Annotated in this window: 14 protein-coding genes; 5 read left to right on the forward strand and 9 right to left on the reverse strand. The window is 73.4% G+C overall.

All coding sequences use genetic code 11. The features are described from left to right. The first annotated feature begins 114 nt into the window (after nt 1-114). Nucleotides 115-789, forward strand: coding sequence for a DUF2293 domain-containing protein (locus OG389_RS09595; protein ID WP_328298037.1), 675 nt, complete (start codon nt 115-117; stop codon nt 787-789). Here OG389_RS09595 and OG389_RS09600 read toward each other — a convergent pair. Then, nucleotides 782-1,510, reverse strand: coding sequence for a chaplin (locus tag OG389_RS09600; RefSeq protein WP_328298038.1), 729 nt, complete (start codon nt 1,508-1,510; stop codon nt 782-784). The two genes, OG389_RS09595 and OG389_RS09600, sit on opposite strands and share 8 nt — an antisense overlap. A gap of 127 nt (nt 1,511-1,637) precedes the next feature. Between OG389_RS09600 and OG389_RS09605 the strand changes: the two genes are divergently transcribed. Further along, entirely contained in the window at nt 1,638-2,177 is a 540-nt protein-coding gene (locus OG389_RS09605; protein ID WP_328298040.1) for a hypothetical protein, read from the forward strand. A gap of 19 nt (nt 2,178-2,196) precedes the next feature. Here OG389_RS09605 and OG389_RS09610 read toward each other — a convergent pair whose 3' ends face one another. The 4 genes from OG389_RS09610 to OG389_RS09625 form a co-directional block, all read right to left on the reverse strand. Continuing rightward, nucleotides 2,197-7,323 carry a DUF3320 domain-containing protein gene (locus tag OG389_RS09610; protein ID WP_328298041.1) on the reverse strand — a complete coding sequence of 1,709 codons (5,127 nt, stop codon included), beginning with the start codon at nt 7,321-7,323 and terminating at the stop codon, nt 2,197-2,199. A 154-nt stretch (nt 7,324-7,477) separates the two neighbouring features. After that, nucleotides 7,478-8,683, reverse strand: a complete 1,206-nt coding sequence (locus OG389_RS09615; RefSeq protein ID WP_328298042.1) for an SWIM zinc finger family protein — start codon at nt 8,681-8,683, stop codon at nt 7,478-7,480. Further along, a complete protein-coding gene (locus OG389_RS09620; protein ID WP_328298043.1) occupies nt 8,680-11,643 on the reverse strand; it encodes a DEAD/DEAH box helicase in 2,964 nt (987 codons plus the stop codon). The genes OG389_RS09615 and OG389_RS09620 overlap by 4 nt, the downstream gene beginning before the upstream one ends. A gap of 140 nt (nt 11,644-11,783) precedes the next feature. Beyond that, nucleotides 11,784-13,115, reverse strand: coding sequence for a helix-turn-helix domain-containing protein (locus OG389_RS09625; RefSeq protein ID WP_328298044.1), 1,332 nt, complete (start codon nt 13,113-13,115; stop codon nt 11,784-11,786). 141 nt (nt 13,116-13,256) lie between these two features. Between OG389_RS09625 and OG389_RS09630 the strand changes: the two genes are divergently transcribed. Together OG389_RS09630 and OG389_RS09635 are read left to right on the forward strand one after the other, a co-directional pair. Beyond that, a complete protein-coding gene (locus OG389_RS09630; RefSeq protein WP_328298045.1) occupies nt 13,257-13,916 on the forward strand; it encodes a hypothetical protein in 660 nt (219 codons plus the stop codon). Nucleotides 13,917-13,988: 72 nt separating this feature from the next. After that, nucleotides 13,989-14,246 carry a DUF6343 family protein gene (locus OG389_RS09635; RefSeq protein WP_328298046.1) on the forward strand — a complete coding sequence of 86 codons (258 nt, stop codon included), beginning with the start codon at nt 13,989-13,991 and terminating at the stop codon, nt 14,244-14,246. Nucleotides 14,247-14,291: 45 nt separating this feature from the next. Here the strand turns inward: OG389_RS09635 and OG389_RS09640 are convergent, their stop codons facing one another. From OG389_RS09640 to rpsA, 4 genes are all read right to left on the reverse strand, one after another. Next, on the reverse strand, nt 14,292-14,693 hold the full coding sequence (locus tag OG389_RS09640; protein WP_328298047.1) for a tetratricopeptide repeat protein: 402 nt from the start codon (nt 14,691-14,693) through the stop codon (nt 14,292-14,294). 67 nt (nt 14,694-14,760) lie between these two features. Further along, nucleotides 14,761-15,354 (reverse strand): dephospho-CoA kinase, encoded by a 594-nt coding sequence (gene coaE, locus OG389_RS09645; RefSeq protein WP_328298048.1) that lies wholly within the window; start codon nt 15,352-15,354, stop codon nt 14,761-14,763. A 76-nt stretch (nt 15,355-15,430) separates the two neighbouring features. Next, the gene (locus tag OG389_RS09650; RefSeq protein ID WP_328298049.1) at nt 15,431-16,369 is read right to left on the reverse strand and encodes a PAC2 family protein; all 939 of its coding nucleotides are present in this window, start codon (nt 16,367-16,369) and stop codon (nt 15,431-15,433) included. Nucleotides 16,370-16,583: 214 nt separating this feature from the next. Next, a complete protein-coding gene (gene rpsA / locus OG389_RS09655) occupies nt 16,584-18,101 on the reverse strand; it encodes a 30S ribosomal protein S1 (protein WP_254383748.1) in 1,518 nt (505 codons plus the stop codon). Between the two features lie 358 nt (nt 18,102-18,459). On the opposite strand from rpsA, the gene OG389_RS09660 reads away from it, so the two are divergent. Then, nucleotides 18,460-19,308: a class I SAM-dependent methyltransferase gene (locus OG389_RS09660; RefSeq protein ID WP_328298050.1), complete on the forward strand. Its 849-nt coding sequence runs from the start codon at nt 18,460-18,462 to the stop codon at nt 19,306-19,308. Nucleotides 19,309-19,311 lie beyond the last annotated feature (3 nt).

The raw sequence follows: 19,311 nt of genomic DNA on the forward strand, positions 1-19,311 counted from the left end.
GGCCCACTCGATTCACGGTAGGAGGACACCACGAGGTCAGGGAAGACTCTGTGAAAGCGCAACTACCCGTAATGACAAGGTGATATACGGCCCACACGGCGGTATCACACCGGTATGAGCCTGGTCGTTTTCGAGTCGATGAAGCAGATCCACTGCGCGGAATGCAGGCAGGGACCGCTGCGCCACCTCGTCCGTGAGGTCGGCGTGCCCCGCTGCCTGGACTGCGCCGACCTCGGACACCTCGTCTACCTGCCGCGCGGGGACACCGCCCTCACCCGCCGCGCCCACGAGGCCAGTTCTCTCTCGGCCGTCGTCGTCCGCTTCCACCGGAGCCGCCGCCGCTACGAGCGCCGGGGACTCCTCGTCGAGGAGGGGGCCCTGGCCCGGGCGGAGCTCGCCTGTCTCGCCGACGCCGAGGCACGGGCCAGGCGCCGCGAGCGCGACCGGCTGCGCCGCGCGGCCGAGGACATCCGGTTCACCGAGGCGTTCGCCGCCGAGATCCTGCGCCTGTTCCCCGGATGCCCCGCCGACCGGGCGCGGGCCATCGCCGCGCACGCCTCGGTGCGCGGCAGCGGCCGGGTGGGCCGCAGCGCGGCGGGCCGGGCCCTCGATGCGCCTGCCGTGTCGGCGGCGGTACGGGCGGCGGTGCGGCACCTGGACACCGAGTACGACGCCCTGCTGATGGGGGGCGTGCCCCGGTTCGCGGCCCGGGCCCGACTGGCGCCGCGGATCGACGCGATCCTGGACGCCTGGCGGGCCGTCCCCGACCCGTCCGCGCGGGCTAGTTGAGCCGGAACCGGCGGTAGAGCAGTACTCCGCCGAGCAGCAGGGCCCCACCGCCGGACAGCAGGTACCCGACCCCCTCGGCCCCGGTGTGGGCGAGCGCCGAGGGACCCTCGGGCGGGGCCGGCGGGGTGACGGGCCGCGGGGTGACCGGCGGCTGGGCGGGCACCTCGACGACCGGGGTCGATCCGTTGACGGAGGTGTTGCCCGCGGAGGAGTTGCCGACGCCGACGACGCTCACCGAGTTGCCGCTGATGTTCAGCGGAACGTCGACCGGGAGCTGGAGCCCGTTGCCGGAGAGCAGCCCGGGAGAATCCTTTCCCCGCCCATCGGCCACCGCTCCCCCACCGTTGCCCGATCCGTGCCCCGCGCCGGTCCCCGGGCCGTTCCCCGCACCGTTTCCGGCGCCGGGTTTCGAGGGGTGCGCGGACCCGGACCCGGGATGACCGGGCTGTTCCTGGTGCCCGTTGCCGCCCGGGCCCTGGTTCACGCACTGGTTCCCGGCGGCCGAGTTGAGCACGCCGACCACGCTGACGGTGTTCCCGCACACGTTCACCGGGGCGTGGACCGGGAGTTGCAGCAGGTTCCCGGACAGCAACCCCGGCGACCGCTCCGCGTGCCCACCCGCACCCGCGTCGGCGTGGGCGAAGCCACCCACCCCCACGACCGCCAGTCCACCTCCCGCGACCACCGCCGCGATCAAGCCATTCCGACGACTGTGACGCATCAGTTTTCCTGCCTTCCGGAAGGGTTCACGGGCGTTGCACCCACACCGGAAACAACGCTGTAACCCCGTTCGGGTTATAGCGCCAGTACGCATTTCACTCCATCGTGTACTGGGTAATCCCTACTTCATGACTCGCCCGCTGCTCCTCCTCGACGTGGACGGACCCCTCAACCCGTTCCGGTCCCGACTCGCAGGCCTGCGCGGCTACACCAGCCACCGGATGCGGCCGACGGTCTGGATGTCCCGCCGCGCACCGGATTCCCGCAGCGCCCGACGGGGCCTGCGGGTACGCCTCCACCCCGCCCACGGCGCCCGACTGCTGGCCCTGCCCTACGAACTCGCCTGGGCCACCACCTGGATGCACCAGGCCAACACGATGATCGCCCCGCACATCGGACTTCCGGCTGATCTTCCCGTCGTCGAATGGCCGGAGCTCTTTGCCCGCGACCCCGACGGCCTCTCCTGGAAGACCCGCCACCTCCTCGACTGGGCCGCCGGCCGCCCCTTCGCCTGGGTCGACGACATGATCACGCCCCGCGACCGCGCCTGGGTCGTCGCCCACCACCCCGCCCCGGCCCTGCTCCTGCGCATCCGCCCCCAACATGGCCTGCGCCCGGCCGACTTCACCACCCTGCAGCGCTGGGCGGACGGGCTGCCCACCACTTGACCGGGCGGGCGCGAGAACCTCAGCGGCGGGCCGCCAGCCGGTCCGTCGAACCGGTGAGGCGGCCCTGCGCCAGCAGTTGCGCGACGTCGGACTCCAGGGCGGTGCGGATGTCCGAGCCCATGCGCTTCCAGCCGAAGAACTCGCGGGCCTGCTGGAGCAGCTCCTCCTGACTCATGCCGGGGCATTCGAGCGTCAGCTCCCGGAGCGCGAGCTGCCGTTCGCCCGGGGGGACATGGGCGATCTTCCGGGGGTTCTCGTCCTGCGCGGTGCGCGCCCAGCGGATCTCCCGGCCGGCGATGTCCACGAAGGCGTCCGCCCGTTCGACGGCCCCCTGCCTCTCCAGTTCGCGCAGCACGTACTGGGCGTTGTCCACGATCCGCTTGCCGGAGCGGCCCAACCCCCAAGCCTCCCGTGCCCGCTGGACGAGCAGCTCCTCGTGGAGCGGCCCCTCCGTCTCCACGATGCGTGCCAGCAGCTCGTGCAACCGGGGGCGCGCCTCGGGCGTGTGCATCTCCGGTGCGGCCCAGGTGGTGTCGACGGACACCTGGGCGGTCGTGTAGGTCCGGCTCCACTCGCGTTCGGGCACGCGGCTCACCAGGACCCGCTCGGGCTCCGGCCGCGGAGCCGGAATCCGGTGCGCGACGGACCCGCTCCCGGGCCCACCCGCGGCCCCAGCACCGCTCCCGGTCCCGGTCCCGCCCCCGATCCCGATCCCGGTCCACGGCTCCGCCGTGTCGTCCGGCCCGTCCGCGGACGGCGCAGGAGGTGGCGTCCGTACGACCGTCGGCCGCGCGAACGGGTCGACGGCGACGGCGGCCTCGACGGCGTCCTTCAGCCGCCGTTCCGCCTCCGGCCGGTTGCGGTACCAGTCGGTGCCCCAGATCCGGTACAGGGTCCAGCCCAGGCCCTCCAGCACCTCCTGACGCAGCCGGTCGCGGTCCCGGGCCGCCCGGGACGAGTGGTACATCGCGCCGTCGCACTCGATGCCGAGGGCGTACGCACCGGGCGCGGCCGGGTGGCGCAGACCGAGGTCGATCCGGTAGCCGGCCACGCCGACCTGCGGTCGCACGTCGTGCCCCCACCCGCGCAGGACGGCGAGGACCGATTCCTCGAAGGGGCTGTCCGGTTCGGCGTCGGCCGTTCCGTGGTCCTGGGCGAGGACGCAGGGCCCGTGCTCCGCGTACTGGAGGTAGCGCTTGAGGTCCTGGATGCTCCGGTTGTCACTGTCCTTGAGCTGGCCGCCGTGGAAGGAGGCGACCACCTCCATCCGGTGACGGGCCCGGGTGACGGCGACGTTGAGGCGTCGCCAGCCGCCGTCCTTGTTGTTCATGGGGCCGAACGTCTGGGTCAGCTTGCCGTGCTCGTCGGGTCCGTAGCCGATCGACATGATCATGACGTCGCGTTCGTCGCCCTGCACCGACTCCAGGTTCTTCACGAAGAATCCGTCCAGGCGGTTCTCGGTGAAGCGGTCGTCCAGATCGGGCCGGGCCAGCCGCGCCCGCTGTACTGACTCCTCGATCGCCGCGGCCTGCGCCTGCGAGAGGGCGACGACTCCCAGGCTCTGCCCCGGTCGGGTGTCGAAGTGGTGCAGTACCCGCTGGGCCACGACCTCCGCCTCGATCCGGTTGTCCCGTCGGCCGCCGCGGTCGTAGGTTCCCGCCGCCTCCACGAAGGCGACACCGACGTCCGGTCCGTGTTCCCTCGCACCCGGGAAGGTGACCATGGAGTTCCGGTAGAAGGACCGGTTGCTGAAGGTGATCAGGTCCTCGTGCCGGCTGCGGTAGTGCCAGCGCAGCGGCAGCGCGCGCATCGCGCCGGCCTTGCACGCGTCCAGCAGCGACTCGAAGGAGTCGGGCACGTCCTCGTCGTAGTCGCCTCCCTCGTCGCCGATGGACGAGTCGAAGAACGAGGTGGGCGGCAGCTGCTTCTCGTCGCCCGCGACGATCAGGGAGCGTCCCCGGTACACGCAGTTGACGGCGTCACCGGGACGGACCTGCGAGGCCTCGTCGAAGATCACTACGTCGAAGCGGTAATCGGCGGGCAGGAACTGGCTGACCGACAGCGGGCTCATCATGAAGCACGGCTTGACCGCCTGGGCCGCTTCCCGGGCCTTCCCGAGCAGTTCCCGCACGGCCATGTGCCGGGTCTTCTTCTCCGCCTCGCGGATGATGATCCCCGAACCGCCGCCGCCGAAGGCCCGCGGCTTGCGGCCGTTGCACGCGGCGATCACCGCACCGCCCGCGGCGGCCACCAGCCCCCGGTCGGCCGCCCGGAAGTCGGCCACGCGCGCGTCCAGGTCCGTGGACCTGGTCGTACGGAGCCGCTGGTCGCTCGCGAGCACCGCGTCGGCCCACCTCTGCAGGAGGGCGCGTTCCACCCCACCCGGGAACTCCGCGGCCCCGATGCGCCGCTCCGCGGCCGTCGCCGCGAGTTCTGCCAGACCCAGCCGCGCCAGGACGGCCAGGCCGTCGTGGTGCGCCCGCCACTCCTCCGGGCCCGAGTGATCAGCCCCCAGTACTCCGAGCACCCGGTCGGCATCGGCCAGCGTCCCGGTCAGAGCGGGGTGGAGCGCCGACTTCCGCGCCTCGTCGAACAGTCCGTGCAGCGCGGCCGAGGCGGCGCTCCACGCCGCACCGCGCCGCTCGGCTGCCTCGGCCCAGTCGGCCAGCGCCGCACGGACCGCCTGAACCTGGTGGCGGACGTGGTCACCGGGTGCGGACCCGTGCGCCAGCTGCTCCCGCAGCTCCCGCAGCCGGGCTCCCGGCGCCAGCTCACCGATGCGCCCGGCCGTGGCCAAGGCCTCGTCCAGCGGGCCGAACCGGGTGCCGTCCGCCGGCAGGTACACCCCCAGCAGTTCCCGGTGTTCGGCTGTCAGCCGGACGGCCTCGGCCTGGGCCCGCTGCCAGGCGAGCGCCTGGCCCAGCCGCGCACGCAGTTCCTTCGTCCAGGTCCCGTTGACGGCGAGGCCGGCGACGGCCTCCTTGTCCGTGCGGAACTGCCCCTTGAAGCGGGAGGCGAGTCCGTGGTGTTCCTCGTCGAACCGGCGCACCAGCTCCGCCAGCGGCTCGTACGCGAGGACCTGCGGCCCGAACGCGTCCTCGGCGGCGGCGCGCGCCGCGCCGGCCGCCGCGAAGGCCGCCCTCAGCACCTCCGCCGCGTTCCCCGCCGCCCGCCGCACGGGCGCGTCGAACCAGTGTTCCAGCGGGCGGTGCGGGGCGCCGGCCAGGTCCGCGAGTTCGCACAGGGCCAACACTCCGGCCGGGTCGTGCGGCTCGTCCAGCCCGAAGGCGCCGGCCACCCGCACGACCAGCGGGAACGGGTCTTCGGGGAGCGATCCGCCCGTCCGTGTACCGGCGGGGCCGCTGCCGTTGCCGTTGCCGTTGCCGGAAGTCCTGGCCGGCGGCCCCGGCCGGAGCTCGGCCGCGAGCCGCTCGACGTCCCGTGCCCGGAGCGGCTCAGCGGTGCACCCGGCCAGCGGACGCCGCTCGGCAGCGAAGCGCAGCGCCTGCAGGGCGGCCCGCGCCTCCTCCAGCCGGGCGAGGGGCCCGCCGCCCGCCGGAGCGGAACCCGCGTCGGACCCGGAACCCGAGCCCTCGCTCGGGCCCGACCCCGGCTCCGAGCCGATGTGCCGCAACCCGCGCCACGCGAAGCCCGCTCCCTCCGTGACCGGGCGCCACGACCTCGCCATGGATCCGGCGGCCCCCAGGGCCTCCTGCAGGTGGGCGGCGCTGAGCGCGAGGGTCCGGCCGACACCAGTGGTCCCCAGCGCGAGGCGAGGTGCGTCCTGCTGGTCCAGCAGGGCGATCCGGCCCAGCACCTCGTACAACGACCGGCCGAGCGGCTCGCGTTCCTCGTTCATGGCGGCGGCGTGCGCGGACAGCTCCTCCCGCAGGCGCCTGGCCTCGGCCAGCTCATGCTCCGGCGCACCCTTGGCCCGTACCTCGGTCATGAGGACGCGGGCGAGTTCCTGGGCGACCGCCTTCTTCGCGGTGTCACCGCTGTGCAGGGCGAGGACGAAGTCACCCAGCCCCACGTCCGTGAGCCTGTTGCGCACGACGTCCAGGGCGGCGGCCTTCTCACTGACGAAGAGGACGCTGCGTCCCGCGTGCATCAGCGCCGCGATCATGTTGGTGATGGTCTGGCTCTTGCCGGTACCGGGCGGTCCGCTCATCACGAACGACCGCTTCTCCATGGCCGCGGCGATGCACTGCCGCTGCGAGGCGTCCGCGTCGAGGACCAGCGGGGTCCGCTCCGGGAGCTGGAGCTCGTCGATGCGGTCGAGAGCGGGCGGTTCGAAGCCGATCAGGTCGTCCGGGAGACCCGACTCGGGGCCCAGCCCGATGGCCCGGATCAACGGGTTGCCCAGGATCGCCTCCTCGTTCTCCTTGAGGTCCTGGTACATGGCCTCCTTGTGGGAAGCGAACAGCCCGAGGACAACGCCGTCGTCCACGCTCCAGCCCTGCTGGCCCGCCACCGCCTCGTGGGCCCGGCCCACCACCTGGGCCGGGTCCATGCAGTCGACGGCGGCCACGGCCGACCAGTCGACCCCGAGCTGGCCCAGTTTCACGGCCAGCGCCGGATTGTGCACAGGATCCTGCTGCTCGGCCGCCCGCAGCCGGACCCGTCCGGAACGGTCGCGGGTGAGCTCCGCCGGCACCAGGACGAGGGGCGCGCGGCTGCCTTCGTGCGCGCCTTCCTCCCGCCACTCCACCGTGCCGACCCCGAGCCAGAGGACCCACAGGCCGTAGTCGTTGTACATCCGCCCGGAGGTCGACCTCAGCTGGGTCAGCGACCGATCGAGCAGCGCTTGGGTCGACTTCTGCGTGACGATGCCCGTGGCGACGGATGCGGGAGACCCGGATCCCTTCGCCAGCGACACCCCGTCCGCGGAGTCCCCAGCGCCCTCGCCCGGCACGGCGATGCGCTCGAAGTCCCAGCCGGAGGCGAGCCCCGCCAGCAGGGACCCGGCCCCCGGCGACTTGATCTCCAGCGTGGACGTTCTGGTGTGCCGGAAGTTGAGCAGCCGGTTCCGGCCGCCCATGTCGATGAGCGACTCGCGCCACGCGCCCAGCACCCCGCGCAAGCGGTCGAGGCCGGGGTCGTCGATTCCGTTGTGGGCACCGGCTTGCGCCGTCCGGCCGAGCATCTGGGTGGAACCTCCGGGAGCAGGCGAGGAGAGGGCCGCCCACCTGGAAAGCGACGACCCAATACCACGCGATATATCACCCATTACCGAGCGACACGACGGGAGGACTCCGACCTCGGATCAGATTGGCCGAAACTGAACAGGGCGGGGCGACTCAGTGCCGCAGGGCCGTGACCGGGTCCGGGGCGGGGCGGCCCGTGGGCCACCAGTCCTCGCTGCCCGGCCGGGACTCGTAGGCGTACCACAGGGCGTCCCGGCCGAGGCGGAGCTGGCGGGTGCCCGCGGTCAGGCGGTTGCGGTCGGGGCGGAAGGCCCCCTGGGCCGCGGCGAGGAGGGCGGGACGGGCCCGGTCGAAGGGGCCGGCCGGCGGGTCCCAGGGCTCCTCGAGGGCGAGCAGGGCCGGCAGGGCTCCCTGACGCCAGGCCGCCGCGCCCCGGGCGAGGTCGGTGGTGCTTCGCCCCGTGGCGTGCGCCAGGTCCCGGTAGAGGGCGCGGGCGGCGCCGGTGAGCCCGGCCGTGGGATGCGCCGAAGCCAGCCGGACCGCGTCCTGCCAGCGGCTCAGCCCGCCCATCGGATCCTCGGCGGTGCTCAGGAGCACCAGGGCGCGCAGGGCCGCGTCCCCGGCGAGCTGGTCCAGGGCGATCGGGTCCGGGGCCGCCGGGTCGGCCGGACAAGCCTGCGGCACCCCGACGGCGGAGGGCGCCGCGAGCGGGGCGGGCAGCGGCGGCAGGACGGTCCGGGCGAGCGCCGCACGGGCCGGCACACCGGGGAAGTCCGGTGCCTCGTCGGGCTGTTCGCGCGCGGCGTGGGCGGCGTTGCGACGGGTGAGCTCCTCCAGCAGCTCCCGCTCCCCGCGGCCGCGCAGCAACAGCAGGACGAAGGGATCGGCGTCCAGGAGACGGGCCGCCCGGTAGCAGAGGGCCGCGGCGTGCTTGCACGGCGGGCGCGCCACGTCCGGGCAGGAGCAGCGCGGCGCGAGCTCACCCGCGCCGGGCAGGACCGACTCCGCGAGTGACTCCGGGACCTCCCGCTCCAGCAGCGCGGCGAGCGCCGCCGGATCGGCCGCGACCGACTCCAGCAGCTCGCTCCACTCGGCGTCCGAGAAGGCGGGCAGGGACAGCTCGGTGCGGTACGGACGCGGCCGGCTGCCCCGTACGTAGGCCACGATCCGGCCCGGTGTGATGGTGACGGCGTCCACGTGCCCCTCGGTCGCGTACGCCCTCCCCCGGGTCAGGCGCGCTCCGTCACGGGCCACCGCCTCCAGCGCCGAGACCCAGGCACGGCCCCACCAGCTGACGGCCTCCACCCCGGGTGGCACCGTCTCGAAAGTGCGGCGGCGGTCGTCCCGCGCGGTGATCACGCGGGCCTGCGCAGGGAGACCAGGTCGGCCAGCTCGCGGTCGGTCAGCTCGGTCAGCGCCGTCTCGCCGGAGCCGAGGACGGCGTCGGCCAGGGCGCGCTTGGCCTCCAGCATTTCGGCGATGCGGTCCTCCACGGTGCCTTCGGCGATGATGCGGTGGACCTGGACGGGCTGGGTCTGGCCGATGCGGTAGGCGCGGTCGGTGGCCTGTTCCTCGACGGCCGGGTTCCACCAGCGGTCGTAGTGGATGACGTGGCCGGCCCGGGTGAGGTTGAGGCCGGTGCCCGCCGCCTTGAGGGAGAGCAGGAACACCGGGACCTCGCCCGCCTGGAAGCGGTCCACGAGCTCCTCGCGCCGCGCGACCGGCGTACCGCCGTGCAGCAGCTGGTGCGCGATGCCGCGGTCCGTCAGATGGCGCTCGATGAGGCGGGCCATCGTCACGTACTGGGTGAAGACCAGCACCGAGCCGCCCTCGGCCAGGATCGTGTCGAGCAGCTCGTCCAGCAGGGCCAGCTTCCCGGAGCGGTGCGCGATGCGGAGCTGCTCGCCCTTCGTGCCCTGCTCCTTCAGATACTGCGCGGGGTGGTTGCAGATCTGCTTGAGGGAGGCCAGCAGCTTCATGATCATGCCGCGCCGCTCGATGCCCTCGCTCGCGCCGATCACCGCCATCGCCTCGTCGACCGCCGCCTGGTAGAGCGAGGCCTGCTCGCGGGTGAGGGACACCGGATGGTCGGTCTCCGTCTTGGGCGGCAGCTCGGGGGCGATCCCGGGATCGGACTTCTTGCGCCGCAGCAGGAACGGCCGGACCAGCGCCGCCAGTCGGGCGACGGCCGCCTCGTTGCCGCCGTCCTCCTCCGTCTGGTGCTCCACGGGCCGGGCGTGCCGGGCCCGGAACGCGGTGAGCGGGCCGAGGAGTCCGGGCGTGGTCCAGTCGAGGAGCGCCCACAGCTCCGAGAGGTTGTTCTCCACCGGGGTGCCGGTCAGGGCCACCCGGGCGGGCGCCGGGATCGTGCGCAGTGCCTTCGCGGTCGCCGAGTGCGGATTCTTCACGTGCTGGGCCTCGTCGGCGACGACCATGCCCCAGGGCTGTCCGGCCAGCCTGACAGCCGCCGCGCGCATCGTCCCGTAGGTGGTCAGGACGAACCCCCCGGCCAGCCCGTCCAGGCTGCGGCCGGCCCCGTGGAAGCGGCGCACGGGTGTGCCCGGGGCGAACTTCTCGATCTCCCGCTGCCAGTTGCCCAGCAGTGAGGCCGGGCAGACCACCAGCGTCGGCTCGGGGTGGTCGCGGTGCAGGTGGAGCGCGATCAGGGTGACCGTCTTGCCCAGCCCCATGTCGTCGGCGAGGCAGCCGCCGAGTCCGAGCGAGGTCATCCGGTCCAGCCACGCCAGCCCGCGGGCCTGGTAGTCGCGCAAGGTGGCCTTGAGTCCGGCGGGCTGGGGCAGCGGCACGAGCTCCCCGGTCAGCCGGTCCCGCAGGGCGGCCAGTGCCCCCACGGGAACCGCCGCCACCGGCTCGCCCCCGACCTCGGCCGTCCCCGTCAGTACGGCGGCCAGGGCGTCCACCGGGTCCAGCAGGCCCAGCTCCCGTTTGCGCGCCTTGCGCACCAGCTCCGGATCCACCCGCACCCACTGGTCCCGCAGCCGCACCACGGGCCGGTGGGCCTGCGCGAGCGCGTCCATCTCCCCCGGGGTGAGCCGGTCTCCGCCGAGCGCCAGCTCCCAGGAGAAGGCGAAGAGGTGCTCGGCGTCGAAGAACGCGGTGCCGTCGGTGGCGGAACCGGGCGCGGTGGCCCGTACGACAGCGGTCGCGGTCAGCGTACGGGCCAGCTCGCGCGGCCAGTGGACCAGGACTCCGGCCTCCGCCAGCCGGGTCGCGGCCCGGCCCAGCAGGTCTTCGAGCTCGGGATCCGAGAGTGCCAGGACATCGGGGACGGGCTGGTCCAGCAGCCTGAGCAGCGGCGGCCACACCCGGGCCGCCCGGCGCAGCGCGAGTACGGCGTCGATCCGCGCCCGGGGCCCGAACCCGGCCGCGGCCGCGCCCGCGCCCGCCCAGAGCATCGAAGCGTCCGTGACCAGGGTCGGGTCGGCGAGGCTGTGCACCTGGACGACGGCGGCCCCGGCGCGGCGCAGGTCTTCCCCGCGCTCCGTCCCGTCCTCCGCGCCCTCCGCCCCGTCGAAGAGGCGGAAGGAGGACAGGTCGAGGCGGAGGGAGATCCGGACACCGGTGTCCGCCCCGGAGGCGACCTGCGCGGCCCAGTCGGCCATCCCCGGGACGTGCTGCGGCTCCCGGGCGGCGAACGGACGCCCCGCAGCGAACGGAGCCGCCGGGGTCCGGGGCAGGCTGTCGGCGACGGCATCGAGGAACGCCCGGACCAGCGCCTCCGGTTCGGGCAGCTGGAGCGGACGGCGGCCGGCCAGCGGAGTCGCGTACCCCTCGTGGGGCAGCGCGGCGGCGACCGCGCGCAGATGCCCGAGGTCCTCGGCGTCCAGGGGCCCGGCCCGCCAGGCGTCGATGCCGTCGGGGGTCAGCCCGGGCAGCAGACGGCCCCGAGCCACCAGGGTGAGCGCCTGCACGGCGGCGGTGCCCCACGCACGGGTCGCGGGATGCGCGGCGCGAGCGCGGGCCGCGCGGACGAGCACGGGCAGGGCGGCGGAGACCGTCATCGTGACAGCGGGCACGGTGCGGGTACGGACGCCCTCGCCATGGGGACGGACCACCTGGAGGGTGCCCGGGACGCCTTCGGCGGGCAGGGCGTCCCCGTCGGGGGCCCAGAAGGCGACGCGGCCCTCGCGCGGCACGGCGGCGGGGAGGAACACGGCGGCGTGGCGCGGCAGGGCGGACGCGGACCCGGGCGGGTGCGCGGCGGCTCGCGCGGTCGCCGGCGCCCTCGTCGTCGAAGTCGTCGTCGTTGTCGCTGCCGTCGTTGTCGTCGTCGTTGTCGTCGTTGTCGTCGCTGTCATGGGCGTCGCTGTCATGGGCGTGGTCGTGCTCGGCGCTGTCGTCATCGTGTCCCCCCCCTCGCGGTCGTACGGATCCCCTCTGCGTCGAGTTTAGGCGCGGCCACTGACAACGCCCCTGAACTGCGCGTTCCCCTGGATCCTCAGCGGGTCCAGCGACCCTGCTCGTGCGCGTAGCCGTAGACCGGGCGGTCCGAGGGGGCTGCCGAGACGCGCCAGGCGCGGCCCGCACCGTCGTCGAGGCGGAGGGTGCCGGAGCCGGTCGGTCCGCTCCAACGCAGGTCCAGGTACCAGTCGCAGTCGCAGCCGGTGGTGGTCGCCTCCACCCGCAGGACGGCCGGCTCGGCGGCCGAGACCCGGAAGGGGAAGGCGGGGGCCTTGATCGTCTCTCCCGCGTCGTTGCCCGCGACCGGGCGGGCCAGCGGGCGCGGCGCGTCCAGGTTGACCGCGAAGACGGCCGGGGTGAGCGCCCCGCCGCAGCCCTGCGACATCTGGTAGACGTTCCACCGCGGCGGGGTCCGCCGTCCGGCCACCCGTACCTGGAGGCCCTCCAGGACCACTGGGTCCGGACCCGTGCCGTGCAGGGTGACCTCGACGATCTGCGTCCCCGCGTGCACGGCCCCCCGGGCCGCCGCCCAGGCCGGCGCGTCCGCCTCCACCGGCGGCGCCGGCACCGCCGAGGGCCCGGACTCCGCGAGGTACGCGTGCCCGCAGCCCGCCGCCCACACGTGCGACCGTACGTCCGCGCGCATCGGCGGGGACGCGGGCGCCGGGGCAGGGGACGCCCCGGACGTCGCCGTCCCCGGCCCCGGCGCCGGGGCAGGTCCCGTCGTCGTGCCTGCCGACGTCTCCTGTCCCGGTGCCGGGGGCGTCGTCGCCGGCCCTGTCCTCGGATCCGCCGTCGGGCCCGTCCCCGGCCCCGTCGCCGTCCCCGTCGCCGCCGCCGTCGCCGCCGTCGGACCGGCCTGGGGCGCACCGCGCTCCGGGCCCGGGTCCGGAAGCGCCCCGATGCCCACCGCCAGGGCCACGACCGCGGCCGCCGCCACCGCCCCGGCCGGCAGCAGGCGGCGCCCGCGTCGACGCGGCCCCGGCGCCCGCGGAACACCGGACTCCGCGGCCACCTCCGGTGCCGCACGCTCCACCACCCCCGCGTCCACCACCACCGCGTCCGCCGCCGTGACCACCACCGCTTCCTCCACCACCGCCCGCCGCCGCGCGTCCGCCAGCAGCCAGGCGCGGTGCAGTTCCACCGCCTCCGCCGCCGTCGCCCCGCAGGCCCGCGCGAAGCGGTCCACCGCCACGAACTCCGCGGGCAGGGCCTCACCACTGCAGTAGCGGTGCAGGGTCGACGTACTCGTGTGGAGCAGCCGCGCCAGGGCCCCGTAACTCCGCCCGCTCCGTTCCTTCAGTTCCCCCATCAACCGCGCGAACGCCTGCGCCTCGGCCGATCTCCCCGTCCCGGACTTCCGTTCCATGCCAAGGGTGTTCCCGCAGCTGACGGGGCGTACGGGCGTTCCATCGTCCCGGTTTCGTCCCAAACCGTGGACCGGCCTCCCGGACCGGGCACAACCTTGCCGGGCACACAGCCGCACCGACCGACACGGGGAGAACCGACCATGCTGCGACGACGACGCACCACGTTCCGCACCAGCGCTCACGCCGCCCGCACCACCACCACGGCCGTCCTCGCGGCAGCGGCGGCCGCCGCCACCGCCCTCGTGCTCACCGTCTCCACGACGGCCACGGCCGCGGCCGCCACAGCGCCCGGGTTCCTGGGCGGCGCCGACCTGCCCCCGCACCCGGCTTCCTCCTGGTACGCCGGGAAGGTCGTCAAGGGGCTGCCCGAGTTCGCGCCGTTCTGCCTGGAGGGCGTACTTCCCGCGGCCGGCAGCTGGCACCGCGACTTCAGTACCGAGTACGACACGGGAGCGGTCCAGGTGTCCGTGCGCGCCGCCTCGGCCGCCGCGGCCACCACGCTCGCCGCCACCCTGGAGCGCAAGGTGGCCGCCTGCGCCGCCGACTGGCTGCGGACGAACCCGGGCGGCACCGCCTCCTGGCAGGACTACGGCAAGATCCGCGTCGAGGAGGGCGCACACGTCTACGGGGTGCACACCTCCATGCCGGAGTCCGAGCCCGGCGTGCACCTGTACGGGATCGGGCGCGACGGCTCCACCGTGACGGTCGTGCGGTGGGGGCAGATGGGCAACCTCTCGGACGCACCCGTCCCGGCCTTCAGGAAGACGACCACCACGGCCGTGAACAAGCTCAACCCCTGACGGCCCCCACGCCCGGTGGCACCATGGAAGGGAGGGGGAGGCCGGGCGGGCGACGACGTCGAGGCGATGGTCATGCGAACCGGAAACGAGCCGGTGACCGCCCGCAGCGCGCTGCGGCTGCGGTTCTGGCTGAGCCTGTGGGGCCTGCTCTGGTCCGGTGCCGGCGCGGCGGCGTTCTCGCTCGCCGCCCGGCCCGGGTGGGCCGCGGCCTGCGCCGCCGTCGCCGTGCTGGCGGCCGTGGACCTGGGCGTCGTGCTCCACCACATGCGCCAGGGCCCGCACTACCAGCCGGGCCCGGACGTCCCCCCGTACGAACCCCCCACGCACTGAGGCGGGCGGCTCGCACGGCAAGATCCGCGACCCGGGAGGGGCGGCCTAGTTCTCGAAGCGGGCCGCGGCCAGGTAGTCCGGCTGGGGGTCCAGGGCGGCCGCGAGGCGGAAGTGTTTGCGGGCCTGCTCGGGGCGGCCGGCGCGCTCGTGGGTGCGGGCCAGCGCGAAGTGGGCGAAGGCGTTGTCCGGCTCCCGCTCCAGCACGATCTGGAACTCGAGCTCCGCCGGGCGCAGTTGGGCAGCGGCGAAGAAGGCCCGGGCACGCAGCAGCCGGGCCGCCGTGTTCTCCGGGTGCGCGGCTATGACCGAATCGAGCAGTTTCACCGCACCACGCGGGTCGCGCGCGGCGAGCAGCCGCTCCGCGGCCCGGTAGTCGATGACATGCGTCTCGGGCGACGGCGACGAGGACGGCGACGGCTGCGGGAGCGGCGGCGTGGTGTCGGACACGGTCTGTTCCTTCCCCTCTGAGGACGCCTTCAACGCCCTCCACCCCTCCCGCTATTCCGCGCAGGCCTCAGGCTCGCGCCGCGAGGTCCTCCCAGACCTTGCGCACCTGCGGCTCCAGCGCCTCCAGCGGCCCGTCGTTGTCGATCACCAGGGTGGCCACGGCCAGCCGCTGCTCCCGTGTGGCCTGAGCGGCCATCCGGGCCCGGGCCTCCGACTCCTCCATGCCGCGCAGCGCGGTGAGCCGGGCCAGCTGGGTCGCGGGGGCCGCGTCCACGACGACGACCAGGTCGTACAGCGGCGCGAGCCCGTTCTCGGCGAGCAGCGGTACGTCGTGCACCACGATCGCGTCGGGCCCCGCGGCGGCTTCCAGCTCGGCGGACCGGGCCCCGACCAGAGGGTGCACGATCCCGTTGAGGATCTGGAGCTTCGCCGGGTCGGCGAACACGATCGACCCCAGCTTCGGCCGGTCCAGCTCGCCCCCCGGAGTCAGCACGGACTCCCCGAAGGCCGCCACGACGGCCGCGAGCCCGGGCGTGCCCGGCTCCACGACCTCCCGCGCGATCCGGTCGGCGTCCACGAGGACCGCCCCGTACCCCGCCAGCAGCCGCGAGACCTCGCTCTTGCCGGCGCCGATTCCGCCTGTCAGGCCAACTTTCAACATGCCCGGCAGACTAACCCCCGCGCCCTGGCCCCCGTACAGCCCCCTGCGGGGAGGGCCCCCGGGGAGAGGGGGTCGCTCAGCCCTCGCCCTCGCGCTCGGCCAGGAACCGCTCGAACTCGAGCCCGATCTCGTCCGCGGACGGAATCTCCGCGGGCTCGGCCATCATGTTGCCCCGGCTCTCGGCGCCCGCCGCCGCGTCGTACTGGTGCTCCAGCCCCTGCACGAGGCTGACCAGCTCCTCGTCGCCCTCGCGGATCTGCCGGTCGATCTCCGTCTGGGTGCGGTGCGCCTCGGTGCGCAGCGCGTGCGCCACCGACGGCAGGACCAGCCCGGTCGCGGCGGTGATCGCCTCCAGGGCCGTCAGCGCGGCGTCCGGGTACGGCGAGCGCGCCACGTAGTGCGGGACGTGGGCGGCGACGCCCAGTACGTCGTGCCCGGCCTGGCCGAGGCGGAACTCCACCAGCGACTCGGCGCTGCCCGGTACCTGCGCCTCGTCGAAGGGGCTGCGGTGCCCCGGCATGAGGTCGGTCCGGTTGCCGTGCGGGGTGATCCCGACGGGTCGCGTGTGCGGGACGCCCATGGGGATGCCGTGGAAGTTGACGGAGAGCCGCACGCCCAGGCGCTCGACGATCTGCCGCACCGCCACGGAGAAGCGCTCCCACTCCACGTCCGGCTCGGGGCCGGACAGCAGCAGGAAGGGCGCACCCGTGGCGTCCTGGACGAGGCGCACTTCCAGGAGCGGCTCCTCGAACTCCGTCCAGTGGTCGCGCTGGAAGGTCAACAGGGGCCTGCGCGCCCGGTAGTCCACCAGCCGGTCCGCGTCGAAACGGGCCACGACCTGGTGCGGCAGCGTGTCGAGCAGCCGCTCGACGATCTGCTCACCGGTCTCGCCCGCGTCGATGTACCCCTCGAAGTGGTAGAGCATGACCAGCCCGGCCGAGTCCTGGGCGAGCGCCAGGTCGGCCACCGCCAGGCCCTTGGCGTCCCATTCGTACAAACCCTGTGGATCAAGCACCGCCACCACTCCTCCTCCGCCTCGTTCTCTGGCAAGAACGTCCAAGGAACCGTGACCATTCCCCAGTTGACGGTATTCGCGAGAACCCGCAACGGACCCGCAACGAACCCGTACAACGCGGTAAGGCCCGCCCCCCTGAGGGGACGGGCCTTACCGTTGAACATCAACTCAGCTCACACCGCACGCGAGCGGCGGCGTGTCCGTGCTGCTGCGATCAGCTCTGGCCGCCGGCCAGCTTCTCGCGGAGCGCGGCCAGGGCCTCGTCCGACGCCAGGGCGCCGGAGGTCTCGTCCGCACCCTCGGAGGAGTACGAACCACCCGAGATGCCCGCACCGGCGCTGCTGCTGCCACCGGCGGCCGGAGCGGCCGCACCCTCGGCAGCGGCGGCCTCGTCGGCCTCGCGGCTCTTGATGACCTGAGCCTGGTGCTGCTCGAAGCGCTGCTGCGCCTCGGCGTACTGGCCCTCCCAGGCTTCGCGCTGCTTGTCGAAGCCCTCGAGCCAGTCGTTGGTCTCGGGGTCGAAGCCCTCGGGGTAGATGTAGTTGCCCTGGTCGTCGTACGACGCGGCCATGCCGTACAGGGTCGGGTCGAACTCGACCGACGCCGGGTCGGCACCGAAGGACTCGTTGGCCTGCTTCAGCGACAGCGAGATCCGGCGACGCTCGAGGTCGATGTCGATGACCTTGACGAAGATCTCGTCGTTGACCTGGACGACCTGCTCCGGGATCTCCACGTGGCGCTCGGCCAGCTCGGAGATGTGGACCAGACCCTCGATGCCCTCGTCCACGCGGACGAACGCACCGAACGGAACCAGCTTGGTGACCTTACCCGGGACGACCTGACCGATCTGGTGCGTCCGGGCGAACTGCTGCCACGGGTCTTCCTGCGTCGCCTTCAGCGACAGGGAGACACGCTCGCGGTCCATGTCGACGTCGAGGACCTCGACGGTGACTTCCTGGCCGACCTCGACAACCTCGGACGGGTGGTCGATGTGCTTCCAGGACAGCTCGGAGACGTGGACGAGACCGTCGACGCCACCCAGGTCCACGAAGGCACCGAAGTTGACGATCGAGGAAACGACGCCGGAGCGGACCTGACCCTTCTGCAGGGTGGTGAGGAACGTCTGGCGAACCTCGGACTGGGTCTGCTCGAGCCAGGCACGGCGGGACAGGACCACGTTGTTGCGGTTCTTGTCCAGCTCGATGATCTTCGCCTCGAGCTCCTTGCCCACGTAGGGCTGGAGGTCGCGGACGCGACGCATCTCGACGAGGGAGGCCGGCAGGAAGCCACGGAGGCCGATGTCGAGGATGAGTCCACCCTTGACGACCTCGATGACGGTACCGGTGACGATGCCGTCTTCTTCCTTGATCTTCTCGATCGTGCCCCAGGCGCGCTCGTACTGCGCACGCTTCTTGGACAGGATCAGACGGCCTTCCTTGTCCTCCTTCTGGAGAACAAGGGCCTCGATCTCGTCGCCGACCTTGACGACCTCGTTCGGGTCGACATCGTGCTTGATCGAGAGCTCACGGCTCGGGATGACGCCTTCGGTCTTGTAACCGATGTCGAGGAGAACCTCGTCCCGGTCCACCTTCACGATGACGCCGTCGACGATGTCGCCGTCGTTGAAGTACTTGATCGTCTCGTCGATCGCGGCGAGGAACGCTGCCTCGTCACCGATGTCGTTGACCGCAACCTGCGGGGTGGTGGCGGTGGTCTCGGTGCTGCTCGTCATGTGGGTAAGGGCTCCGGTTACGGACAGAAAGTCGTAGGTACTGCTACGCCGGGAGCCCTTATCGGCATCTGCCGAAGAAGCCGGACAGCCAAGGAAGCCCCAGTTCCGCGAAGTGCGGGGTGGGGGCCTCGAAAACCGAGGGGTCATCAACAGATACAAGCGCAGCCTGCTAGGTCTGAGGAGCACAGGCTCGCAGCGCAACTTGTAGCATACGGGGGCAGCCCGACAGGGTCAATGCGCGAAGGCGCACACCCCGGGCGGATCACCGCATAACCGGCACAATTAGTGGGCAGGCAGGCGCCGATGGCCCTTCCCGCCCGCTTTCCGCAGACATTCGCAGACTACGACGACGGGCCCCATGAACCAAGAGGACTACGCCACCGAAGAAGCGTACGAAGCCGGCCCGGCCGCCGGGGACGACTCCGAGGCCACGCGGCGTGACGCGGGGGAAGCGGAGAGCAGCCGGGCGAGCCGCGGCTGGTGGGACCGCAACGCCGACGAGTACCAGAACGAGCACGGCGCCTTCCTCGGCGACGACCGCTTCGTCTGGGGCCCCGAGGGTCTGGACGAGGCGGAAGCGGCCCTCCTCGGCCCCGCCGCCTCCCTCAAGGGCAAGGACGTCCTGGAGATCGGCGCCGGCGCCGCGCAGTGCTCGCGCTGGCTGGCCGCCCAGGGCGCCCGACCGGTGGCCCTGGACCTCTCCCACCGCCAGCTCCAGCACGCCCTGCGCATCGGCGAGGACGTTCCCCTGGTCGAGGCCGACGCCGGCCGGCTCCCCTTCCGCGACGCCTCCTTCGACCTGGCCTGCTCCGCCTACGGCGCCGTCCCCTTCGTCGCCGACCCCGTGAACGTGATGCGCGAGGTCCGCCGCGTCCTGCGCCCGGGCGGCCGATGGGTCTTCTCCGTCACCCACCCCGTCCGCTGGGCCTTCCCCGACGAGCCCGGTCCCGAGGGGCTGTCCGTCTCCGCCTCCTACTTCGACCGCACCCCGTACGTCGAGCAGGACGAGCAGGGCCGCGCCGTATATGTGGAGCACCACCGCACCCTCGGCGACCGGGTACGGGACGTGGTCGCCGGCGGCTTCCGCCTCCTCGACCTGGTCGAGCCGGAGTGGCCCGCCTGGAACAGCCAGGAGTGGGGCGGCTGGTCCCCGCTGCGCGGCAACCTCATCCCCGGCACGGCGATCTTCGTGTGCGAGCGGGACTGAGCA

This window comes from Streptomyces sp. NBC_00435 (assembly GCF_036014235.1).
GTDB lineage: Bacteria > Actinomycetota > Actinomycetes > Streptomycetales > Streptomycetaceae > Streptomyces.